The organism is Saccharophagus sp. K07, from assembly GCF_014336955.1.
Taxonomy (GTDB): Bacteria; Pseudomonadota; Gammaproteobacteria; order Pseudomonadales; family Cellvibrionaceae; genus UBA5868.
This window is the reverse complement of record NZ_QRAI01000007.1, coordinates 49330-70808: the sequence shown is the minus strand read 5'-3', so window position 1 is coordinate 70808 and position 21479 is coordinate 49330. Positions and strand designations below refer to the sequence as shown.

Below are 21479 nucleotides of genomic sequence, written 5' to 3'. Positions count from 1 at the left end.
TCCGTGTCAGCATCCGGCTTTAAATCGGATGCTGACGAAACTACGTCATCTGAAATTCACGAAATAAGTGGCAGCGACGAAACCTGCCATTAATAGAAAAAATAATAAATCCGCTTTTATAGAAACCCATCCATACTTTTTAACGATGATCGATGTCACCACGTGACCAACCAGATATGCAAGCCCTGGTGCGATCAACAAACCGTACAATCCTGCCAATTTAAATCCGGCGACCAATAAAATCACATTCGCAACCGCAATCACCCCGGTGCTGAAAAAATTTTCTTTACTCTGCCCTATCGACAGCAATGCATTTTGATAAAACATCGGCAGGGTTCGCATTGCACCGACAAGCGCCATAACAGCCAGTATAGGACCTGCCATGGCATAACGGTCGTCATACAGAATGGCAACAACGACATTGGCCAACACCGACAAAAAACCAAATAAAGGCACCGTGGTGAGAATAGCGACAGATCGAATGCGCGACAGCATTGCGGGAAATTGGTCAGGTTGATCGCGATGCACGCGAGAAAGCGTTGGAAATACTACGGCGCCTAAATAACGCACCACCAACTCCCCTGCAATCCACGCCAATGTTCCGGAGATGGCAATCATGGCAAGTGATTCAGTGGAAACCATGGCACCCTCAATAGCGCGCATGCCCTGCCCGGTAAAATAAGTAAATACCGTACTCCAAAAAATCCACTGACCAAAGCGAAATAATTTCCGGACATATTTTGAGTCCAGCAAGAAACTATGCTTGTGACCGCGAAATACTTTATGCCCCATCACCACATCAAGGACGCAGCCAAACACAGCACCGATCGCCAGCGCCCATACGGATTGATAAAAATAAGCGAGCACTGCGGTGACTATGAGCGATGTTAGCTGCCCAAATGTTCGCATGATCATCAACTTTTTATAGTTGATATCACGTTCGGCCAGGATGATATTGATGGATTGAAATCCCATGATAATGGCGGTAGAAGCGACGGCACATAAAAGGCCCAATAAAAGCGGCTCTTTATAAAATACTGACGCGGGATAAGCGATAAGACAAACAACAGCAGCGACACAGAAGCCGCGAATAATCTGTAAGGTCCAGGCAGTATTAAGAAAGCGCGGGTCGTCCGTATCTTGTGATTGGATAACACTAGGCCTGATACCAATATCACTGAACATTTGTACGCCAGCCATAAAAGCATAGACAATTGCCATCAAGCCAAAGGCTTCAGGATAGAGAATTCGAGTGAGCACCAAATTGCTCAGCAGCTGAAAACTTTTTTGTACTCCAAAACCAAAAATTACCCAGAAGCTTCCCGAAACGGATTTCTTATTCTTCAATGAATGGAATCGTTCTCGCAGCTTGGAAATCATAGAAGTAAAAACCAACACATGGTGGAGCCGCATCATAGCAGATGCACGCGCTCATCAAACATGAAGATGAGTAATGCGTTATCAACTGAATCAAGATGCTATAGTCGCGCTCCAATTTTTTGGAATTAATCTTATGCTTCCGCTCGCTGTTTGGGGACTTGCATTCGGACAGGCATTATTGGTGACTGGCAGCATTTTGTTGATTTCAGTCGTCGCACTTATTGGTCACCAGCTTGCATCCGATTCCAGCCTGGCGACACTACCTGTCGCCATACAATTTATCGGACTTATGGCAGCCACTTTACCTGCCGCACAGCTGATGCGGATTTTTGGCCGCAAGATTGGCTTCAGCCTCGGCAATAGCGTAGGCATAGGCGGCGGGATATTGGCATGCGTGGCAATTAATCAGGAAAGTTTCACCCTCTTTTGCATGGGAAATCTGCTGCTGGGTGTTGCCATAGGTGTAGGCCAGCAATACCGTTTCGCTGCATCAGAAGCATGTTTACCACCAGATCGTCCGCGCGCAATCAGTTTGGTTATGGCAGGAGGAGTCGTCGCCGCCATTCTAGGACCCAATCTCGCTATCTGGTCCAATCACTTTTGGCCTACTCCACCATTTTTGGGAGCATTTATTGTTCTCGTCATTCTCTATGGGATAAATCTGCTTCTAATCGCAGTCCTACCGCTGCCCCCTCCCAACACCGAAGAACGCTCCGGCTCCACGCGGCCCTACAAGCAGTTGCTGCGCACCCCAAAATTGATCACCGCGGTGGCGGCTGGCGCCATTGGCTATGGCGTCATGATTTTGGTGATGACAGCAACGCCGCTGGCGATGCACGAACATCATCACGACTTTTCCGCTACCGCCAGAGTCATCCAGTGGCACGTGCTCGGGATGTTTCTGCCTTCATTTATTACCGGCCGCCTTATCAGCCGCTGGGGAGAAATTGCGATTATCCAGTGCGGCGCCACCTTGCTGGCAATTAGCGCATTGATTGCACAAATCGGCCCTGGTTACTGGGAGTTTTGGTGCGCGCTGGTTGCACTGGGGATAGGTTGGAACTTCACTTTTATCGGCGCAACCTCTCTGCTCACCGCCACCTACCAACCAGCGGAAAAAGCGAAGGTGCAAGGAATGAACGACTTTTTAGTGTTTGGCTTTTCCGCTGCGGGAAGTTTGTTGGCGGGGCAGATGCATACCCATTTGGGGTGGCAAACGCTCAACTTGGGCATGATACCGGCGATTGCCTTGACCATGTTATTGGTGTGGTACAGCAGCCGAACCAATAAGCTCAGCTCAATCAAGTAGAAGAGCGCGCGAGCTCGTAAGTAGCATCCAGCTCTTGAATATCCACTTCAAAGCCGTTGAGATCGCCCTTATCTGCCACCACCATGGCGAATGGAATATTCAGCGGATCGGCGTACTCTTTTGCCCCTACGACAAATCGATCCGCCGCAACGATTGCAAGCAGAAATCCATCAGATGCCATTGCCGCCAAGCCGTGCAGCAATCCGCTGCCTTCCACCCCCGCAACACAGCGGGCGTCCTTTAATTCATAGACCAACTCGTCAACGCTCATTTTGCTCGGATCAACGATGCTAAATCCGCGTTGCTGCGCCCATTCGATGCAGGCCTGCTCGTTGGCCAGAACCCGCGCCTGCCCGGAGCGGCCACGAACCACAAATACATCGTGCCCACTTTTACGTCCTCGCGAAGCTCGGACTCGATCGCGCAGTTTTCGATAGCGCGCGGCTTTTTCCGGCGAATGCCCCCAGTCATCGATCACAACCAATTCATCAAAGGACGCCCGTACGACTTCCTGATATTGCAGCTGAAATAATTCGATGTAGCGAGCCGCGTGCCCGTAAGCGGGTGTTCTCACCATGGAGAAGGGTTGCTCACCCAGCTCTTCTGCCAACAATACTCGAGAAGTGTTTTCAAACAGCCAGTCGCCAAAATACAGCAGCCCCTGACGAGTCGATGTCAGCATTCCGCGACGTACGCGGGTGAGTGACTTTCCAAGAGAACGCTTGAATTCCTCCGCAATGCCTACCCCCAGCAGGGACTCCCGTTTTCCGCCACCATAAATCGTAGCTTGCTCTATTCGCGCGTTCGCCAATACATATAGGGTTGTAGCCAAATGAACTATGGGCCCGCCCAGGGCTATACCCTTCTGATAGTCCATGGTTGAGGTGGGCATAGTGGCACGCGCACGGTCGATCTGTCCGGGAAGCATGATCCCCGCAGGTCTGACGCCAGTCCTTTCAGGAGTCAGAATCTGAGAGTGGACGGCTTGCACATTCAAACGCAAAGCGACGTCTCGTTGTAACAGACGCCCCAATACACACTGCCAACGGGGATCGAGCATCACCACACCTGGTTACATCTTGTAAGGCATTGGCCCCAAATAATCTTTTTTGCCCAGATCGACGCCGTTATGCCGCAGAATGGAATAGGCCGTTGTGACATGAAAATAAATATTAGGAATGGCGTGCTGAATGGCGAATTCAAGACCAGTCAGATATTTTCCTTCCCAACGAGGTTGGGAAATAGTTCGCTCCTCCGCTCCCTGAAAATCCTCGGGAGAAAATCCAGCCAAATATTCACGAACAGACTCGATGCGCTTCAACAGCTCATCCAGGGTCGTTTCGGTATCGGGGTGAACAGGCGCACTTTCCACTTTTCCTGTCAGGCGTGCGACACCCAACTTTGCCGTGTCACAAGCGATTTGCACTTGGCGAATCAAATGAAATTGATCCGGAGCCAAGCGGGAATTTAACAGCACTGTCACATCAATTTTTTTTGCATCGGCAAATGCGGCCCCCTTCTGCAGGATGGCACTCAGGTTGCCCAACATTTTGCTGAATTGCACAACGGTTAAATCGTAGAGCATAGGTACTCCTAAGTTGCACAGAAAAACAGGGGCTGCACTATGACATTCTTATGCAAGGAAACATAGTGATGTATGCACAGAAATGAACAGTACACCCCCGACATTATTCATATCACTGAGCGCGCTTGAGTAACGAATCTTTTAAGCGATCCTTAGCGCTGGATGTAGCGTCGGACAGTTTTGCGCTCAGCATTTCCTGGATGTTCTGCTGAACACCTTCCAGTTCAGACTCCTGTTGCGTTAATGCCGTGAGCCACTCGGGATGGGCACCCAGTTGTTCGCTCAATTTATTATCCAATTGTCCGCGCAACTGTTTTTCCAAATCGGCAATTTTGGTTCTGGCTTCGCCGAGAATAGCCTCACCGATTACCCGATCGAGCGACGAGCGCACGCTAATATCTGGCTTGCTGAGCAAACCATGGGCGGCAATTTGCAGCGGAATCTGGTCTTGGCGATCCAAAACCTCAACCAGCTGTTGCATATATCGATTATTGGAGGGCGCAAACTTCGGTTGCCGCAATAACACTTGCGCTTGCTGTGTGAGCTGATTGTTATGCAGATTGAGCTCCCCCGCTGACATCAACATCCCTTGAGTGAGACTCAAGGCTGTGTCACCGCTGCCAAGGGCAACCGGCTCCAGCGCGAGACCATCCAGACGCCAACTCAAATTAGTCACCATCTCTTCCAAGATGGCGAAATCCCCATTCACTTCCAGCGCAACCAGACGTGGAAGCTCCGCCACACTCAAATGAAAGCGGGTTTCCGTATTAATAATGGAATGCTGGGTTGTAATATTTTGGAATTGAACCACCGCATCACCGCCGCCGATCAACCAATGCACACGCGCATTTTTGATCCAAAAATCCGGATAGGGCTGATTGGGCAACGGCAATATGCGATTTGGCAAAGTGGGCTCCGGCTCTTCAACCGTCTCAGTACCCGAACCGATTTGCTCCGGGATATAGGGTTTGACTAAACGATACAAGCTCTCCAGCTGGGCAATTTTGCTACCCCAAAAATCTCCCAACAAAATCTGGCTCAAGGGCGCCAATCCCCCTTCACTCAGATTGGCCAATTGCTGGATCCGCTGCCAATCGTCCGCACTTGCCGCACGCAGCCTGCCAACTGACAATCGGAGATCTTCGCGCATTTGCGCCAATTCTTGTTGCACCTGACCGACGTTATCGCGCTCCTGTTTCAGCCTGTCCTGCAATTCTTTGAGCTGCTGGGTTTTTCTCGCCAAATCGGCAGCATCTTCAACTTTGCTTTCAGTCAGTTCTTTAATTTGCCGTTGAATATCCTCAAGCGTTTCCTTTTTCGGCAAACGCGCTTTCAGGTTTTCCACTGCCTGTCTCTGCGCGGCAATTTTGTCCTGCAATTCTTTGCCTAATTGAGTGCTTTGCAGATTCACCCGCGCCATCAACTCGTTTGCATCCGGCAAATCCAACTTGAGCACACTCTCAAGATCAATCGGCTCTGCCGTATCAGTGCTTTCACTGCGATACACCTTTCCAGGACGTTTTCTTGCGGAACCAAAAGCGAGGCCATCAAGCGATAAATCCTTTACCACGTAATAGCCCAAAAGCGCTGGCCACAACTCTAGCTCTGCGTTGGCTTTGGTAAAACTCACACTATTGTGAGTCGGCTGATGTTTGTCGGTGATCTGCAGATCATCGATTCGAACAGCAAGGGGCGCCAAACTTACGGAGACGCCTTTGATATTCACCTCGGCGCCAACGGCTTTTTCGAGGGTGTAAACCATGCTGAGACGAATCGCAAAACCCAAAAATACGTAGACCAAGACAAAGACGGTTGCGAGCAGAGCGATAAAAACGAGCAAACCAGATTTACGGATCATGCGTCTAACCTCAGTTCAATTTTTCGTAGATCTGGACCAGCTTGCTGGCCTTCAATGCTTGCACCACTTTCCATTTCTTGATCTTCTCCATCACCGTTCCGCGGTATTGCTTTACCAATACAGTGGTCAACCAAGCCACCGGAATCAATAAAATCATTCCCACTACAAATGCCCCCAATACCAGGGTGTGGTGCAAATGTAATAACTGAAGTGGTTCCGCCGCCAGCAATTGCAGCAATGCGGGATCCTGGGCTTGCTGCCAAGTAAATGCCTCAAGAGCGTCGCCAAAGATCAACATCAAGCCACCGGACACCCCCCAAACCAGCAAAAATGTCGACAGATTGACCGTAAATAGACATACCACCAGCAGAATGAGAACAGTGAGAAGTCCAAACGGCAGCAACCCGGCGAGCAGTCCAAGACCGACAGCCCAGCCGATTTGCCATGGTGAGTCCTCGGAATTCAGAACTTTGAGAATCTTCGCAAGTATGGTCAGCATAGAGAATCCTTGTTGATCACAAGTTGAGTGGCACATATGACCACCATTAAACGCAGCAGGCTTGATACCTCAAGTAATCCCATTTGGTCAACGCCATACCCCCCTCCCCCTTTCGCATTGCTCACTAGCCAGCCCCATGTCGAGTTGCCCATCCCGGCACAACCATGTCATTACTTAAATCGCCCCGAGGTACCGACAACGGATAGTCGTCACAAAACCGATAGGTGATAACGAGAAAAGCTATACAGCCCATGTGAAGTTTTATGAGAATTGAGAATTCCGCAGAGTAGGTGTTGCAGATACGCAACGCCCTAAACGTCGTGAAGAAAGTGCACAAAACAAAATAAAATTGTTTAGCTTATTCGCGAACTATTAAAGTGCAATTAAATGCATGGAGGCACAGAAATGAATCATTTGATGGACCACCACTTCAATCTCACCCTATCTCGTTCAAAAATTAAATCAAAACCATTTATTTTGTATGGCTTTGGCCAATTAAACCCATCCTATTTGAACCTCAATCAACATCTTTAATGCCTGTTTTTTACGGCGCAATTTTCAACACATTTCGCCGACTTATATTTTTTGTTTCTAAAAAACCAAATTATATGGATATAAAACATGTTTTTTATTTCTATTTATTTCTGACTGTCGCGTAAATCCTATTTTTTCCGATTAAAACTTTTTGCATGGCAGCAAGTTTTTCCGATAAAACGACGTGTGAAACTTAGCAACTTGTCGTCATACTTTTCCTTCCATCACACCCCAACCAAACAGAGGTATCTAAAATGTTGTCAACCGCACCGACCACTAGCTCTTCCATTGATCTTGCGTCTAACAAGGATATTTTTCCAAACCAGGAGGAAAGACCTCAATATCACAGCATTCGAGCATATGGCCCACTTTTAGATTCTGTATATGCACTCAGATATCAAAGTTATAGTGCCGAAAAATACATTGAAGAAAATGAATCAAAACGATTTATGGATGAATATGATTCGCAACCAAATTGCACCTCTTATTTGACCTATTACGGAAATAAAATAATTGGCTCCATCAGGTTATGCGCTTATCGCCCTGGAGAAGAATGGAATATTCCCGTGATGAAAATATATGAAAAGGAAATTGCCGCAGAGGTCGGAATGGATAAAACCTTTATAGAAGCAAACCGCTTTGTCGTTCACCCAGACTTCCAACGCAAAGGCGGCATACAAGCACGCTTCAGTATTTATAAGAACATCATTACCGAAGCCGACAGAGTCAATGCGGATTGCGTTTTGGCCGCGGTTCGCGAAGAACATGTCAGGTTTTACCGAATGGTGAACTTTGCGCCAATTTCCGAACTGAAGGCTTACCGTGGGTTAAAGTTTAAGACTATACTCATGGCTTGCTTCGATCTTGATCAAAGCCGAGAATTTGTCTTAAACCAAACCGATAATAGAGCACAGGCGAAGCATGACTCTTTACCTCATAATCGCCGCGGTCGACTTTCTGATCGGGCTATTGGCGCTATCTAGGAAGGCCCAAAAAGGTGTCATTGCCCTGGCGCTGGTTTCCTTCGGCGCCTGCCTTTGGTCAGTAGAACTATTTTTATTGACTTATATTGAGGACAGGGACGTCCTCAATCCGTGGTTTCATCTCACTCGTCTTGGCGTGTTTTTAATCCCGCCGTCGCTTGCTTTATTAGTTTGGCAATTAGTGGCCTCACGATCGCAATATTTCAAATCCACAGTTGTCATCCCTGGCTTCATATTGGCGGGAATTTTATTTGTTTTAAATAATTCCGTGATGCCGTCCACGCTCAAGGAGACAACAACCGGCTATTTGCCAGAAGTGGATACTGTCTATTACGGATTTATTTCCTGCTTCCTGCTGTGCTTGATCGGTTCAATAGTATTTACAGCGAAAATTTTCCGCTCTGCAGCAACCCGTGACAAACAACGAATTCAATGGCTGCTGATCACCCTCAGCATCAGCTTTGTGTGCGGTCTTCTCAGTCTGATGCTGGTGGCATACGACTTCTATTTATCAAAATTCATCGGCGCCTCGACCAACATCATCTTTATGTTGTTGCTCTTCTATTCGACCGTCGCCCACCATTTGATGGATTTCAAACTGGCCGTGAGCTTGGCTGTGTCACGCATGCTGCTGGTTGTCTTCCTCGCCTGCCTTTATTTCGCCACAGTTCCGACAATCATCAATATTTCTGGCGAGTCCAGTAAATTTGTTCTGCTGTTCGCGCTGTTCATGATCACACTGGAACTTTATCCGCGAACTCTCAAATGGCTCGAGCCGAATGCCCGCCGCCTGCTGGCCTCCCAGACCTACGATTATCAGAAGGTAGTAGACGAAATTCGCGATAATCTGCGCAGTTGTAATGATCTGACCCAGCTATCCCAACTTCTGAACTACGTGTTTTACAACGTGTTGCGCGTCAAGGAATACCATCTGTGCCGCATGGACGACCAGGACGGATCAATGCACAGCGCCATCTCCATTTCGCACAACCAAAAATCCATCCAGCTCGGCAAAGAATTATTAGCCCATAGCGGACAGCGCTCTCCCGTGATTATGGTGGATGAGACCCAGGCCGACATTCGGGAAAAATTGGCCGCGCTCTCTGCCGCTTGTTTTTTTCCGGTATTTTGGGAAGGCAAATTATTGGCGATCGTTCTGATTGGCCGCCCCATCTCATCTTCCTTTTTCCGCTACGACGACATCCGTCTGATGGAGTGGATGGTGACCGAACTCGCGCAAACCCTGCACCGCATAGCCATGCTGGAAAAACTGCATCAGGAAATGGCCGATGCGAAGAAAAAGTTGTCGCTGCTGAATGTCATGAATATCTATCATCACGACATCAAAGCCCCTCTCTCTATTATTGATGGTGTGGTGTCCAACGATCTGTACGACGAAGAAAAGCGGCGACAGGTTATTCTCGAACAGGTCGCCTGGGGTTCGCACCTCATAACAACTATGGCGCAACTGCTCAAAGGCGGTCGGAAAATTAAAGTCGAGAGCTTATCGCTGGAGCAGGTGCTCAACGACTGCGCCTTGGTTTTTGGTCGCACCATTCCCAATCTGCGCCGCAATTTTGGAGGCGTTCCGGATATCAAAGGCGACCCGGAAGATCTCAAGATCCTGTTTATCAACGTGTTGAAAAATGCTTACGAAGCCTGCCGGCCAGGTTCTGAGCTGGATATAGAGGTGAATACCTGGGCTGATGCAGACTACGCCTATGTTTCCATCACGGACAATGGTGTCGGCATGTCAGATACGCAGCTGGGGCACCTTTGGGAAGGTTTGGAGAGCACTAAAAAAGGCGGCAATGGCATAGGACTGCAGACGATCAAACGGATTGCTGACGAGCATGGCGCCTCAATTCAGGTGAAGAGCGCTCCAGATCAGGGCACAACCTTCACCTTCCGCTTCCCTTTGCAGCGTTAACGCCATTTACGCTTCTGAATAACTCGCCGGCGCCAATTGCTCCAACAACTCTACGAGCTTTGCCTTGGAAAAGGGTTTGTCCAGCGCGCCATCCACGCCCAACTCCTCCAGCTCATCGGGCGCGAGTGGCATATTGGAAACCAGGATAACGGGTATACGACGGGATCCAGCGCGCAGCGACCGGGCAAAACTTTTTGCATCCATTCCAGGCACCACCAAATCCAAAAGAATCAAATCAAAAGACTGGGCCGAATACAGTTCCAGCGCTTCAGTCAAACTACTCGCAATGCTGAGTTCGTAGTCATTCCCCAATTGTTTCCGCGCAATTTCCTGATGGATCAGCTCGTCCTCCACCAAGAGAATTTTTCGCACCCGACCTGCGGCCAGCTTTTGTTCTGGATTGGCTCGCGGCACGCTCTGCGCTTGCCGCACCAGGATCGACGAAAAGCCTTGGATCGCTTGGCGTATTTTGTGAATGTCGGCGTCAAGCGCCGCTGGCAAACCGGCCAGCACTTGCAGCTTATCGACACTAGGTAATTTTGCCTGGTTTTCACAATAGGACAGAACCGCGGGCAGATAAGTGGACAAAACCTGCAGATTGAGTTGCAAGGTAGCCAAGGGCGTCGCTATGTCGTGTACAAGCGCACGACCGGCTGAGTCGAGGCTTTGTGTTGAATCAGAATCTTGCACCGAACCCGGGCTTTGCGCTGAACCAGAGTCGACACTCGTTGCAGCTTGATCATCGGACATAAGGGTCTCCCGCACGCTCTCAACCAACGCGTACTGCTGAATGGTTAACAGAGGCGCGAGTGTATAGCGCAAGAGCTCCGCCAGAAAAGTATGTCGAATGCCACTCAGCCTTTTTCTGATGCTAAGACCATTGGCGTTCTTTTAAAGAGGTCACGCTTTTCAACAGCGACAATTGCCAGCATTCAAACAAACCAATAAGATGCATATAAAATACATCTTTATATGGCACGAGGAATCAACATGAGTTTATATGAGCGAATTGGCGGAGAACCCGCTGTAGATGCAGCAGTCGATATTTTTTATCGCAAAGTTCTCGCAGATGATCGCATCTGCCATTTCTTTGATACGGTCGATATGGACAAGCAGGCGGCCAAACAAAAAGCCTTTTTAACCATGGTATTTGGCGGTCCGAATCATTATTCCGGCAAAGATTTGCGCGAAGGCCACAAACATATGGCGCTCACTGAAATTCATTTTGATGCCGTCATCGAGAATCTTGCGGCTACACTACAGGAATTAGGAGTCGCCGCAGAGGATATTCAAGAAATCGCTGCTATCGCCAATAGCGTTAAAAATGATGTGTTAAATCGCTGACCCTGTTCGAATTAGCGCACCGCAAATTCGCGTTTACGGTTTCTCACCAACTCTAAGAAGTATTTTTTATGGTCGAAATCCGCTTCGGTGAACACACAGTTTTGCTAAATGAAGGCGAATCGGTTCTCGACGGTTGCCTGCGCAATGGTCTGCACATTCCCCACGGATGTAAAAGTGGCGCATGCCAAAGCTGTATGCTGATTGCTGATGAAGGAAATATTCCCGTAACGGCGCAAAAAGGTTTAAAAAATACCGAGAAGGACTTGCGCTATTTTTTAAGTTGTCAGTGCATTCCGCAAAATACTCTACATATACGCCAGGCAAATCAAATGCAAGATATTCAACACAGCCGGGTTTTGGCTCACGGCTTAATAAATAAAACTGTCTTGCAACTGCGACTCGAACCAGTCTTCACTTACAAACCCGGCCAATATTTGAATATTTGGCAAAAAGTGGACAATGAAAAAACCGAATGCGTTCGCAGTTATTCAATCGCGAGCGTGCCGGAGATCGATGATTTTATTGAACTGCATATCAAAATCATCGACTCCGGAAAATTTAGCCAATGGGCAAAAAACCATTTGCGCATCGGCGATACGCTCCAGCTACAAGGTCCGCTCGGCCAGTGTTTTTATGCTGCGGAAAATCCTGAGCAGCCCTTACTGCTGATTGGCGTTGGCACAGGCTTAGCCCCACTGATTGGCATAGCGCGGGACGCATTGCAAAAAGGGCACTCAGGCAAAATTGATCTGATACATGCCGCCCGCGAGGCGCACAGTTTTTATTTGCAAAATGAGCTGGGTAATCTCGTGCGGGATTATCCTCAATTCAACATCACTTATGTGTGCCAAGCTGATGATCAGACCGCCGCCTCCGCTTCGCCATACCGAGTTAATGGAGACGTTTATGCCTACGTCAAACAGCATTTTCCTTCCACAAAAGGCATGAAAGTCTATGTGTGCGGGGCGGCGTCATTCGTGCGCAAAATAAGCAAACAAGTCTTCCTGAGCGGCGCTTCCAGCCGCGATATACACGCAGACTCCTTCCTGCCGTGCAGTTGAACAAGTCTCATATTACTCGCCGCCGCCTTGCCTAGCGGGCGAGGCTAGGCTAACTTACCCCTTTTCGAGCGCTGACTCCGCTCGCCCTTTTTCTCTCGCGACGCACCGAGGATATTGCATGAGTTTTTCCCTAAGTGGGCGCCAATTTCCCGCCACTCGTTTAAGACGTAATCGTTTCAGTGAATTTTCCCGTCGGTTGGTAAGAGAAACCTCATTGTCCGCCAGCGATTTTATTTTTCCCGTTTTCGTAATCGAAGGCTCTAATCAGCGTGAGCCTATTGCCTCAATGCCGGGCATCGAGCGCGTTTCTATCGATGAATTAAAAAGAGAAGTCGAGGAATTACTCGAATTAGGCGTGCCTGCAATCGCACTCTTTCCGAAAATCGATGCAGCACTGAAAACACCAGATGGTTCCGCCGCATTTAATCCCGCTGGCTTGGTGCCACGCGCGGTGCAAGCGATTAAGGACAACTTTCCAGAAATGGGGATTATCTGTGACGGCGCGCTCGACCCCTACACAACACACGGTCAGGACGGCATTATCGACGACAGCGGTTACGTATTAAACGACCCTACTGTCGAAGCCCTGCGCAAACAAGCTTTAGTGTGCGCGCAAGCCGGCGCAGACGTAATTGCACCGTCCGACATGATGGACGGGCGCGTCGGCGCTATTCGCCAGGAACTGGATCAGCACGGCCTGATCAACACGCAAATCATGGCCTACTCCGCCAAATACGCCTCGTCCTATTACGGTCCCTTCCGCGACGCGGTAGGATCTGCTGCGAATCTGGGGAAAAGCAATAAATTCAATTATCAAATGGACCCCGCCAACAGCGATGAAGCCTTGCAGGAAATTGCGCTTGATCTGCACGAAGGCGCCGATATGGTAATGGTGAAACCCGGCATGCCCTATCTCGATATAGTGCACAGAGTCAAACAAACCTTTGGTGTACCTACGTTTGTTTATCAGGTCAGCGGGGAATATTCGATGCACAAGCTGGCAATCGAAAAGGGATATCTCTCTCCCGATGTAATGCTGGAATCCTTGCTGTGCATCAAACGTGCAGGAGCCAATGGCATTTTGACTTACTTCGCTAAAGACGCCGCCAAACTGTTAAAACAAAATTCGTAAAATCTTTCTCACCTAACGCGCCCCAACTAAGCGGGCGCTCACTCTCAACAAAAGCTACGCTTTTCAAAACCAAGCTCGTCTAAAACTACTTTTTTGTTAAAAATTAGTGTCACCTGACGATCGTTGTTTTCATCTGTCACCACTATCTTCAGTTAAATTCGATATATTCCCACTTTCACCAATTCAAACCTCGGTTATAATCGCACGCGGTTATTAACTAGTTATATTCGACCATTTTAATTATGACCAACTAACGTTCGACTCTATGTTGCTCTTTCAAGACAATCTACCATCCACCTCGGTTGCCAGTCTAAGCAAGGGCATGTGGTATGTCTTTAATGATGGAAACAATACGATTCGTGCTTGGGGCTCGAGCTGGACTGGGTTGGAAAGGGTCTACTTCAACGATGATCTGATCGCTCGCAGCAATCATTTTAAACGGCTCGAGCAGATTATTTTCGAACGGGACGGTCATCAATATCGCATTCAGTGCTCAAGCACGAGCATACAAAAATGGCAGGTACGCTGTACCCTTTGGCGGGACGATCAAAAGATCGCTTCGCTTAAATGCAAAAGACGTAAAGTCTTTAACATACGTCCCTCCCTCGCACACCTTCTCGCAGGCATTATGGTCGGCATCCTCGGCGGACTGTTGGATACCCCGGCCATTTTCGGCATTTTATTTATTGTCATCTCCATTATCGTCACTCTGGTTACTACCATGAAAACCAGCGACTTTGTCATAGAGCAGGACTCTCCCATTACCGATCTTCATTAAAATCCGCAAAATTGCTCTTTCCATCCACAAGCGAAGCAAATTCGTTTTATCTTGCCGAATTTTAAAAAAATCCGTGGCATTCAATTTGCTAAAAACGGATTCGTTATGCTGCTTTTATTTTTTGGTGCGTAAAAATTTGTTTTACGCGTTTTACCTGTAAAGGCTACATATAAATCTTGTACGAATTACAGAAGCCGGGAGGCACCTATGATAAAAATACTATCCTCAATGGCGCTTTTATCTCTGTTCGCCATCACTACAGCGTGTTCATCCGTAAAACCACCCAATAGTTTGGCCACCCAGGCACGCGAGCGAATCATTCAAGCAGAAAGTATCGGTGCGGATCAGGAAGCTCCGCTAGAACTGCGCGAAGCCAGCCAATATTTATCCGACGCTGAAGCCTCTATGCAGCGAAATCGCCATGAAGAAGCCCAGCTTCTGTTGGAAAAATCTCTGATTACTTCCGAGCTTGCTATAGCCCGCACTAATTCTCAAAAAGCTCAACAAGCAGCGGCACAAATTGAAAAAGATCTGGATTTATTGCGGCGGGAATCCACGCCCAATACTCAATCAAATTCTACTTTTGAAAATTAATGAGCGAGGGCCTGCATATGCGTAAATTTATAATGACATCGCTTTTGATTCCCGCGTTTTTATTTGGCTGCGCAAGCACTCCGAGAGATAACAGCCAAATCAGCAGTTTGCAGCAGCAGATTGACCAATTGGATACCAATCCCGAGGGTAAACAATACGCGCCGGTTGCCGTTCGCCAAGCGCAGGAATCGCTGGATAAATTGAAAACTTTGGCAAACAAAGGTTCGAAGAGTGATGAATATCAGCATCAACTTTTCGTGACAGAAAAACAAATTGAAATTGCCAGAGAAACCATCAACCAAAAACAAGCGGAAGAAGTGGTCGCAACAGCGGAATTACGCCGCAAAGATATTCTTTTACAAGCTGAGCAGCAGCAATCCGAACAAGCGCGCAGTTTAGCGGCGTCCATGGCCGGGCGCGCGCAAGCTTTGGAGCAACAAGTCAGCGATCTTCAAGCTCAAGAAACGGACCGCGGACTGGTGCTAACGCTAGGCGCAGTTTTATTTGAAACTGGGAAAGCGACGCTGCAGGAAGGCGGCCGGCGCACAGTCACCAAAATTGCGGAATTCCTTAACCAATATCCTGAACGCAATATTTTGATTGAAGGATTTACGGATAGCACTGGCTCTGAGGACTTTAACCAACGCTTGTCCGAACAGCGCGCGGAGGCAGTTAAGGAACTGCTGGTATTAAATGGTGTTGAGGCCAACCGCATCGAAGTACAGGGTCACGGCGAGGCCTATCCAGTAGCGAGCAATGAGAACGCCGCTGGACGCCAGCAAAACCGCCGGGTCGAGATTGTCATCGGTAAAGAAAACGGTGCGCGCGTATCTGATCGAGCTGACGAGTTTTAATCATGTTACTGTGTGCCAGTTCTACTGGCACACAGCCTTCCACCCCTTCCGAAAATGTGACCATTTACTGAAAATCGGTCACCGTCTTACGTCTCGTCTACAATTCTTATAATTGCCGCTAACCAAGCGCTTTGCTATCGCAGATAATTGCGCACAGCATAATAACCAGAGCGAAACCCCGCCAGGAGCATAGTCATGCGCCGGTTTATTGCCATTTTGATCAGCCTTAGCCTTATCTCCATCGCCTGTACCGCCTGCGGTGGAAAGAAGAAGAACGTCGGCCTGGATGAAGATCTTTCTAATATCCACCCCTATATCGTTAACAGTCCATACGCAGGTGTACTTAAAAAGTGCGTTACTGCTGCTCCGTATCAATCATGCACTCTTAACGAACTCCCCCCGCTCGGCATGCTCAGCTCACCTCCCGACCTAGACGACATCATGGGACGAGTGGTGGTTTCCCATAACTGGATGGGAAAGCGGTTTAAAGATGTCTTGGAGGATATGCCGGACGACCTTTATTACCTGTTTGGGGCATTAACTGCCGTTGTGATAGACGATGATATACGCCCCTCCTATTACAACCCGAGAACAGGCGCCATCTACCTGGACCCTGGATACCTTTGGCTCAGTGAAACAGAGCGCTCAGTCATCAATCCAAAAGAAGATTTTCGCGGTGAGTACATTCGGCGCATGGCTTACCAACCAGTCTGGCGTTACACCGGCGGCCCAAAGGCAACAAAACGCACGCTGCAGACGATTAAATTGGATATGGCGCAGCTGCTGTTTCATGAGTTGGCCCATGCAAATGATATTTTTCCGCCCGCGACATATGCATCCGTCGATCCATCACTACGCATAGAGGTGGTTATAGATCGCCTCTACGACGACTTTCCGTCGACCCAGCTGCTCACACACGCCCCGCTTCAATCCACCATGATGTATCACCTGGCCGGGATCCTCTATCGCGGTAATAACGCCAGCTCTACTGACCGGGCTATTACTGCAGAGCAAGTGGGAGCTTACTTCGAGCCAGATGGAAGCAATGACGACTACAACTATTCCTCGCAATACGAAGATGTCGCCATGCTGTTTGAAGAAGCCATGATGAAACGGCATTTCAATCTGGACCGCGATGTCGGCTTCGTCAATGCCACCAACTCACCTTACTGCAATGACTACATCCTCGGCTGGGGCATGCGCAACCGGCTCGGTGTGGAGAAAGTGAAACAGCGCGCCCGCTGGGTTGTTGCCCAATTACTCCCAGCGGAAAGTAATTACGACGAGTGGTTCGATTCACTGCCCGAAGCCCGCGCGCTTCCGACCGGAGTGGGCTGGTGTGACAGCGAAAAATCGCTTGATGTCGTTATGGAAAAGAGCTTCCACACGGAAAGCGAGCCTGAGTTGATCGACCCACGTCACCTGCTGCCCGCCGGACACTTATTAAACATGCCCTAATTTGCGAGGGCCCTGCCCTCGCTTTTGATCCCGCTCCCTTTTGCAACTTTCGTTACTAACGCAATTTCTAATAACCATCCGTCGGCATTTTCAAATTTAATAGACCTAAATATCACAACAAAGCTTGCCACTGACTCAGCTTCGCCATTACCCTTGCTGAATTCCGGACCGGGAGGGTCCGGTGTGGGCGGGCCCTCCCGGTGCATCGTTATATATTGCACCCCGCAAGAGCTGTTGCACATGCGTTACACATCCATTCTCGAGACTATCGGTAATACCCCCTGCGTTCGCTTACAAAAAATCGGGCCGCAACACATTAATCTTTTTGTCAAAATTGAATCTTTCAACCCTACCGCATCGGTAAAAGACCGCACAGCGTACGGGATTATTGAGCACGCAGAAAAAATCGGGGCTTTATTGCCCGGCCAAACCGTCGTCGAAGCGACCAGCGGAAATGCGGGAATTGGTTTGGCAATGGTGTGCGCACAAAAAGGCTATCCGCTCGTGGTGGTGATGCCAGAAAATTTCAGCGTTGAACGCCGCAAATTAATTCGTTTTTTCGGCGCTCGCGTAGTGCTCACTCCCGCTGGACATAAAGGCTCGGGCGCGCTGGCTAAAGCCCAGGAGCTGGCAGAACGCCACGGCTGGTTTTATTGCCGGCAATTCGATAACGACGCTAATACCAATATTCACGCGCGCACAACGGCGAAAGAAATCCTGCAGGATTTCAGCGATATGCCGCTGGATTATTGGGTTTCGGGTTATGGATCCGGCGGCACCCTCAAGGGTGTCGCACAAATGCTGAAGCACCACAGCCCTAAAACAAAAGTTGTGGTCTGCGAGCCCAACAACGCGCAACTGCTCGCCACCATTGGCGAACACTCTCGTTTTACCAGCCCGCCGCAGAGCAACTCCCATTTTCAGCCGCATTTAATGCAAGGCTGGACGCCGGATTTTGTATCGCGTCTCACAGAAGATGCTCAGCGTGAAGGCTGTATTGATCAATTACTTCCTGTCGATGGTAATCGCGCCATTCAGTTATGCCGGGATTTGGCGCAAAAAGAAGGAATTCTTACCGGTATCAGCGGCGGAGCCACTTTAGCTGGTGCATTGCAAATTGCAGAAGAAGCGGAACCCGGCAGCAATATTTTGTGCATGTTGCCCGACACTGCCGAGCGTTACATCACTACGCCGCTGTTTGATGAAATTGGTGCAGAAATGAATGGCGAAGAGCGCGAAATATCTGAGTCCACCCCCAATTTCCGCTTCGATGCCCCGCCAACTCCACTGCCTGTGATGGAAGTGGATGAGCAGGAGCCGCTGATTACCGAAATTACCCAGCAAATGTTGCATCAGATTATTAACAATCCCAAACGCCCCGTTGTTATGTTTGGTTTGGAATGGTGCGAATTTTCCTGGTCAGTACGGAAACTCTTTAAAAAACTTTGCATTCCATTTCATTCCGTGGATTTGGATTCCAGTTCTTATCAAAACTGTGGTCTCGGAAAAAAATTAAAAGCCACCTTAATTTCCCAGACCAATTGCAGTACTTTGCCGCAGATTTTTGTTGGTGGAGAATTTTTAGGGGGCTGTATTGAACTGTTTGATGCCGTCAACAATCGCAGCTTTTATCGCAAATTAGATAAAGCCGGCATAACTTTTAATAAAGTTATTGATATAGACCCCTACACTCTTCTGCCCGGCTGGATGCACGGCTCACGCCTGGATTAAATTTTTGCAAACGTAACGAGGCCAGTTAATTTCCGCGTATATAGCGAGTTTAAATAAAATTCCTCACTGAACTTCGCAATTAATTTGGCCTCCAATAAGCAAAGAAATTAAATCATCTATACTTATTCCAGAAAACGGACCTTACCCTGTTAACGGCAGCGATGCCGTCCAATTAACGACCCGCAGCATTTAAACGCCCGGGAGGTCATTATGTCCGTCTCTAAAAATGATATAGAAACATTGAGAGAACTCATTCAGACGCTCAACGACGGCGTGGAGTTTTATCGCGCTGCGGTTGAAAAATCTGAATCGGCTGATCACCGTCTTATTTTTCAGCGAGTCATTCGCGCCCGTGTCGCAGCTCTGGACTATTTACAGCCTTATATGGTGCAAGAAGAAGGTTCGCCGGAATTTGGCCATACCTTTGGTAGTGTTCTACACAAAATGTATCCGGATATTTTGTACGGTTTGAATACCGACAAGGACAAAACTCTCATCCAACAGCTGGAAGTTGTTGAGGACGAAACCTTAAAAGCCATGCGCAAAGCACTGCATAACATCGAATCCCCCATGCTGAAATCCGTTATTTTGGACCTCTACCCTCGCCTTAACCGCTGCCATAACGATGTCTGGCGGCTCGACAAAGCCTGCTGAACCGCCTATCGTTTATTTGTTTCGTTTCGCTGTTTTTATTACTTTTTAAGCTGTTTTTATGCTGTTCGAACTTCTGTTGCCTGCTCGCAAGGGCGGGCTTTTTATTCGTTATACGTCGGCGGTTGTCCTTTTGTTGGTTTTCGCAGCATTAACGGCATGTGCCACCCATGGCGCATCAATCAGCCCGGTGGAGCGACACGGGCAACTTGCGGTGCTCGGCAATCGCATTGTCAATCAGCATAAACATCCGGTCTCCCTTGCCGGTCCCAGTCTGTTTTGGGCAAACAAAGGTTGGCAAGGGGATTTATTTTTTCACCCTAAAACTGTTGCCTACCTAAAAGAAGAATGGCGGGCTTCCATTATTCGCATTCCTGTAGGAGTCGAAACCAACGGCGGCATATTGCACGATTGGGACGGCCGCATGGAGAAAATAAAAACGGTTATAGATGCCGCAATTCTCCACGGGCTATATGTGATCATCGACTGGCATAGCCATTTTGCCGAAGAAAATCCGGACGCAGCGCTGCGGTTTTTCCGCGAGATCGCGCAAGCTTACGGAAACTATCCCAATATCATCTACGAAATTTACAACGAGCCTTTGGATGACACAGATTGGAGCACTGTCATAAAACCTTATGCCGAGTCTGTGATTGCTGCGATTCGCGAGCACGATCCGGACAATATCATTGTGGTGGGAACACAAACCTGGTCGCAGGACGTCGACAAAGCGGCCAATGATCCCATCACCGGATTTTCCAATATCGCCTACGCATTGCATTTTTATGCGGGTACTCACAAACAAGAATTGCGCAATAAAGCCATGTATGCGCTGAATAAAGGATTGGCGTTGATGGTGACCGAATGGGGAACCGTGGACGCAGATGCCGATGGTAAAGTGGCCAAGGAAGAAACGCTGCGCTGGATGGATTTTCTGCAGCAAAACCAACTGTCCCATTGCAGCTGGGCTTTTAACAATAAAGCCGAAGGCGCATCCATCTTGGCCCCCGACACAGACCCCGCTGGCCCCTGGTCGGATTGGGACCTGACTGAATCCGGATTATTGGTGAAGGATATTATTCGCCGCTGGTAGTTTTGAATTAGTCGCGCTTTTGACAGCGATAAAAATTACTGTCCGCTACCCGGTGGTATTGACCGATCATTCCGCGTATCTTTACCGCGTTCTATTCTCACCACCGCCCCGGCACCAGTGGCACACACTCAGTTATTCCATCCGTTAGGAGACTCGCATGGCTACCGTTACCCTCAAAGGCAATCAATTAGAAACCGTCGGGGAACTTCCCAAAGTCGGTTCCCCCGCACCTGGTTTTACCTTGGTTAAACACGATCTTTCTGAAGTGTCCTTGCAAGATTACAAAGGAAAAAAACTGGTTTTGAATATTTTCCCGTCCATTGATACAGGTGTCTGCGCTACGTCCGTGCGCACCTTCAATCAAAAAGCGGCTGATTTGCAAAATACGGAAGTACTGTGCGTTTCCATGGATTTACCCTTTGCACTGGGACGTTTTTGCGGAGCGGAAGGTATCAATAATGTCAGCACCGCTTCAGGTTTTCGCTCCAGCTTTGGCAAGGATTACGGTTTGACGTTTTCCACCGGACCGCTGAAAGGTCTTTATTCGCGCAGCATTGTCGTCATAGACGAAAACGGCAAAGTGAAATACACGGAGCAGGTCGCAGAAACAGCGCAAGAGCCCAATTACGACGCCGCTTTGGCAGCGCTGTAATTTTGTAGAAAAAGGACAAATCGAATACGGAAGAAGATCCGGCGCTGAGCGCC

20 protein-coding genes are annotated in these 21479 nt (G+C 48.7%); 14 read left to right on the top strand and 6 right to left on the bottom strand.

The window, feature by feature from the left end; all coding sequences use genetic code 11:
* Positions 1-45: 45 nt before the first annotated feature.
* Positions 46-1380, bottom strand: coding sequence for an oligosaccharide flippase family protein (locus DWB84_RS17295; protein ID WP_187411069.1), 1335 nt, complete (start codon positions 1378-1380; stop codon positions 46-48).
* A gap of 133 nt (positions 1381-1513) precedes the next feature.
* Between DWB84_RS17295 and DWB84_RS17290 the strand changes: the two genes are divergently transcribed.
* Positions 1514-2689, top strand: a complete 1176-nt coding sequence (locus DWB84_RS17290) for an MFS transporter (RefSeq protein WP_187411068.1) — start codon at positions 1514-1516, stop codon at positions 2687-2689.
* Here DWB84_RS17290 and DWB84_RS17285 read toward each other — a convergent pair.
* From DWB84_RS17285 to DWB84_RS17270, 4 genes are all read right to left on the bottom strand, one after another.
* Entirely contained in the window at positions 2682-3749 is a 1068-nt protein-coding gene (locus tag DWB84_RS17285; RefSeq protein WP_187411067.1) for a glycosyltransferase 61 family protein, read from the bottom strand. The two genes, DWB84_RS17290 and DWB84_RS17285, sit on opposite strands and share 8 nt — an antisense overlap.
* 12 nt (positions 3750-3761) lie before the next feature.
* Complete coding sequence (locus tag DWB84_RS17280) at positions 3762-4274, bottom strand: DUF1993 family protein (RefSeq protein WP_187411066.1); 513 nt, start codon at positions 4272-4274, stop codon at positions 3762-3764.
* A 112-nt stretch (positions 4275-4386) separates the two neighbouring features.
* Positions 4387-6132, bottom strand: a complete 1746-nt coding sequence (locus DWB84_RS17275) for a TIGR03545 family protein (RefSeq protein WP_187411065.1) — start codon at positions 6130-6132, stop codon at positions 4387-4389.
* 10 nt (positions 6133-6142) lie between these two features.
* Entirely contained in the window at positions 6143-6631 is a 489-nt protein-coding gene (locus DWB84_RS17270; protein ID WP_187411064.1) for a TIGR03546 family protein, read from the bottom strand.
* 788 nt (positions 6632-7419) lie between these two features.
* On the opposite strand from DWB84_RS17270, the gene DWB84_RS17265 reads away from it, so the two are divergent.
* Together DWB84_RS17265 and DWB84_RS17260 are read left to right on the top strand one after the other, a co-directional pair.
* The gene (locus DWB84_RS17265; RefSeq protein ID WP_187411063.1) at positions 7420-8148 is read left to right on the top strand and encodes a GNAT family N-acetyltransferase; all 729 of its coding nucleotides are present in this window, start codon (positions 7420-7422) and stop codon (positions 8146-8148) included.
* The gene (locus DWB84_RS17260; protein WP_187411062.1) at positions 8087-10078 is read left to right on the top strand and encodes a sensor histidine kinase; all 1992 of its coding nucleotides are present in this window, start codon (positions 8087-8089) and stop codon (positions 10076-10078) included. Before DWB84_RS17265 ends, DWB84_RS17260 begins: the two co-directional genes overlap by 62 nt.
* A gap of 6 nt (positions 10079-10084) precedes the next feature.
* On the opposite strand, the gene DWB84_RS17255 is transcribed toward DWB84_RS17260, so the two are convergent.
* Entirely contained in the window at positions 10085-10828 is a 744-nt protein-coding gene (locus tag DWB84_RS17255) for a response regulator (RefSeq protein ID WP_187411061.1), read from the bottom strand.
* A 240-nt stretch (positions 10829-11068) separates the two neighbouring features.
* Here DWB84_RS17255 and DWB84_RS17250 point away from each other — a divergent pair, with 240 nt between their 5' ends.
* The 11 genes from DWB84_RS17250 to tpx all read left to right on the top strand — a co-directional run bounded on the left by DWB84_RS17250 (position 11069) and on the right by tpx (position 21426).
* Positions 11069-11422 (top strand): group 1 truncated hemoglobin, encoded by a 354-nt coding sequence (locus DWB84_RS17250; protein ID WP_222868251.1) that lies wholly within the window; start codon positions 11069-11071, stop codon positions 11420-11422.
* Between the two features lie 68 nt (positions 11423-11490).
* Positions 11491-12483 (top strand): FAD-binding oxidoreductase, encoded by a 993-nt coding sequence (locus tag DWB84_RS17245; protein ID WP_187411060.1) that lies wholly within the window; start codon positions 11491-11493, stop codon positions 12481-12483.
* A 118-nt stretch (positions 12484-12601) separates the two neighbouring features.
* Complete coding sequence (hemB, locus tag DWB84_RS17240) at positions 12602-13615, top strand: porphobilinogen synthase (protein WP_187411059.1); 1014 nt, start codon at positions 12602-12604, stop codon at positions 13613-13615.
* Between the two features lie 265 nt (positions 13616-13880).
* Positions 13881-14393 (top strand): hypothetical protein, encoded by a 513-nt coding sequence (locus tag DWB84_RS17235; protein ID WP_187411058.1) that lies wholly within the window; start codon positions 13881-13883, stop codon positions 14391-14393.
* 207 nt (positions 14394-14600) lie between these two features.
* Positions 14601-14987, top strand: a complete 387-nt coding sequence (locus DWB84_RS17230; RefSeq protein WP_187411057.1) for a DUF4398 domain-containing protein — start codon at positions 14601-14603, stop codon at positions 14985-14987.
* A gap of 17 nt (positions 14988-15004) precedes the next feature.
* Positions 15005-15841: an OmpA family protein gene (locus tag DWB84_RS17225; protein ID WP_187411056.1), complete on the top strand. Its 837-nt coding sequence runs from the start codon at positions 15005-15007 to the stop codon at positions 15839-15841.
* A 195-nt stretch (positions 15842-16036) separates the two neighbouring features.
* Positions 16037-17299: a hypothetical protein gene (locus DWB84_RS17220; RefSeq protein ID WP_187411055.1), complete on the top strand. Its 1263-nt coding sequence runs from the start codon at positions 16037-16039 to the stop codon at positions 17297-17299.
* A gap of 240 nt (positions 17300-17539) precedes the next feature.
* A complete protein-coding gene (locus DWB84_RS17215) occupies positions 17540-19030 on the top strand; it encodes a pyridoxal-phosphate dependent enzyme (protein WP_370589742.1) in 1491 nt (496 codons plus the stop codon).
* 210 nt (positions 19031-19240) lie between these two features.
* Complete coding sequence (locus tag DWB84_RS17210) at positions 19241-19684, top strand: PA2169 family four-helix-bundle protein (protein WP_187411054.1); 444 nt, start codon at positions 19241-19243, stop codon at positions 19682-19684.
* Between the two features lie 58 nt (positions 19685-19742).
* The gene (locus tag DWB84_RS17205) at positions 19743-20774 is read left to right on the top strand and encodes a glycoside hydrolase family 5 protein (protein WP_187411053.1); all 1032 of its coding nucleotides are present in this window, start codon (positions 19743-19745) and stop codon (positions 20772-20774) included.
* A gap of 157 nt (positions 20775-20931) precedes the next feature.
* A complete protein-coding gene (gene tpx / locus DWB84_RS17200; RefSeq protein ID WP_187411052.1) occupies positions 20932-21426 on the top strand; it encodes a thiol peroxidase in 495 nt (164 codons plus the stop codon).
* Positions 21427-21479: the final 53 nt, after the last annotated feature.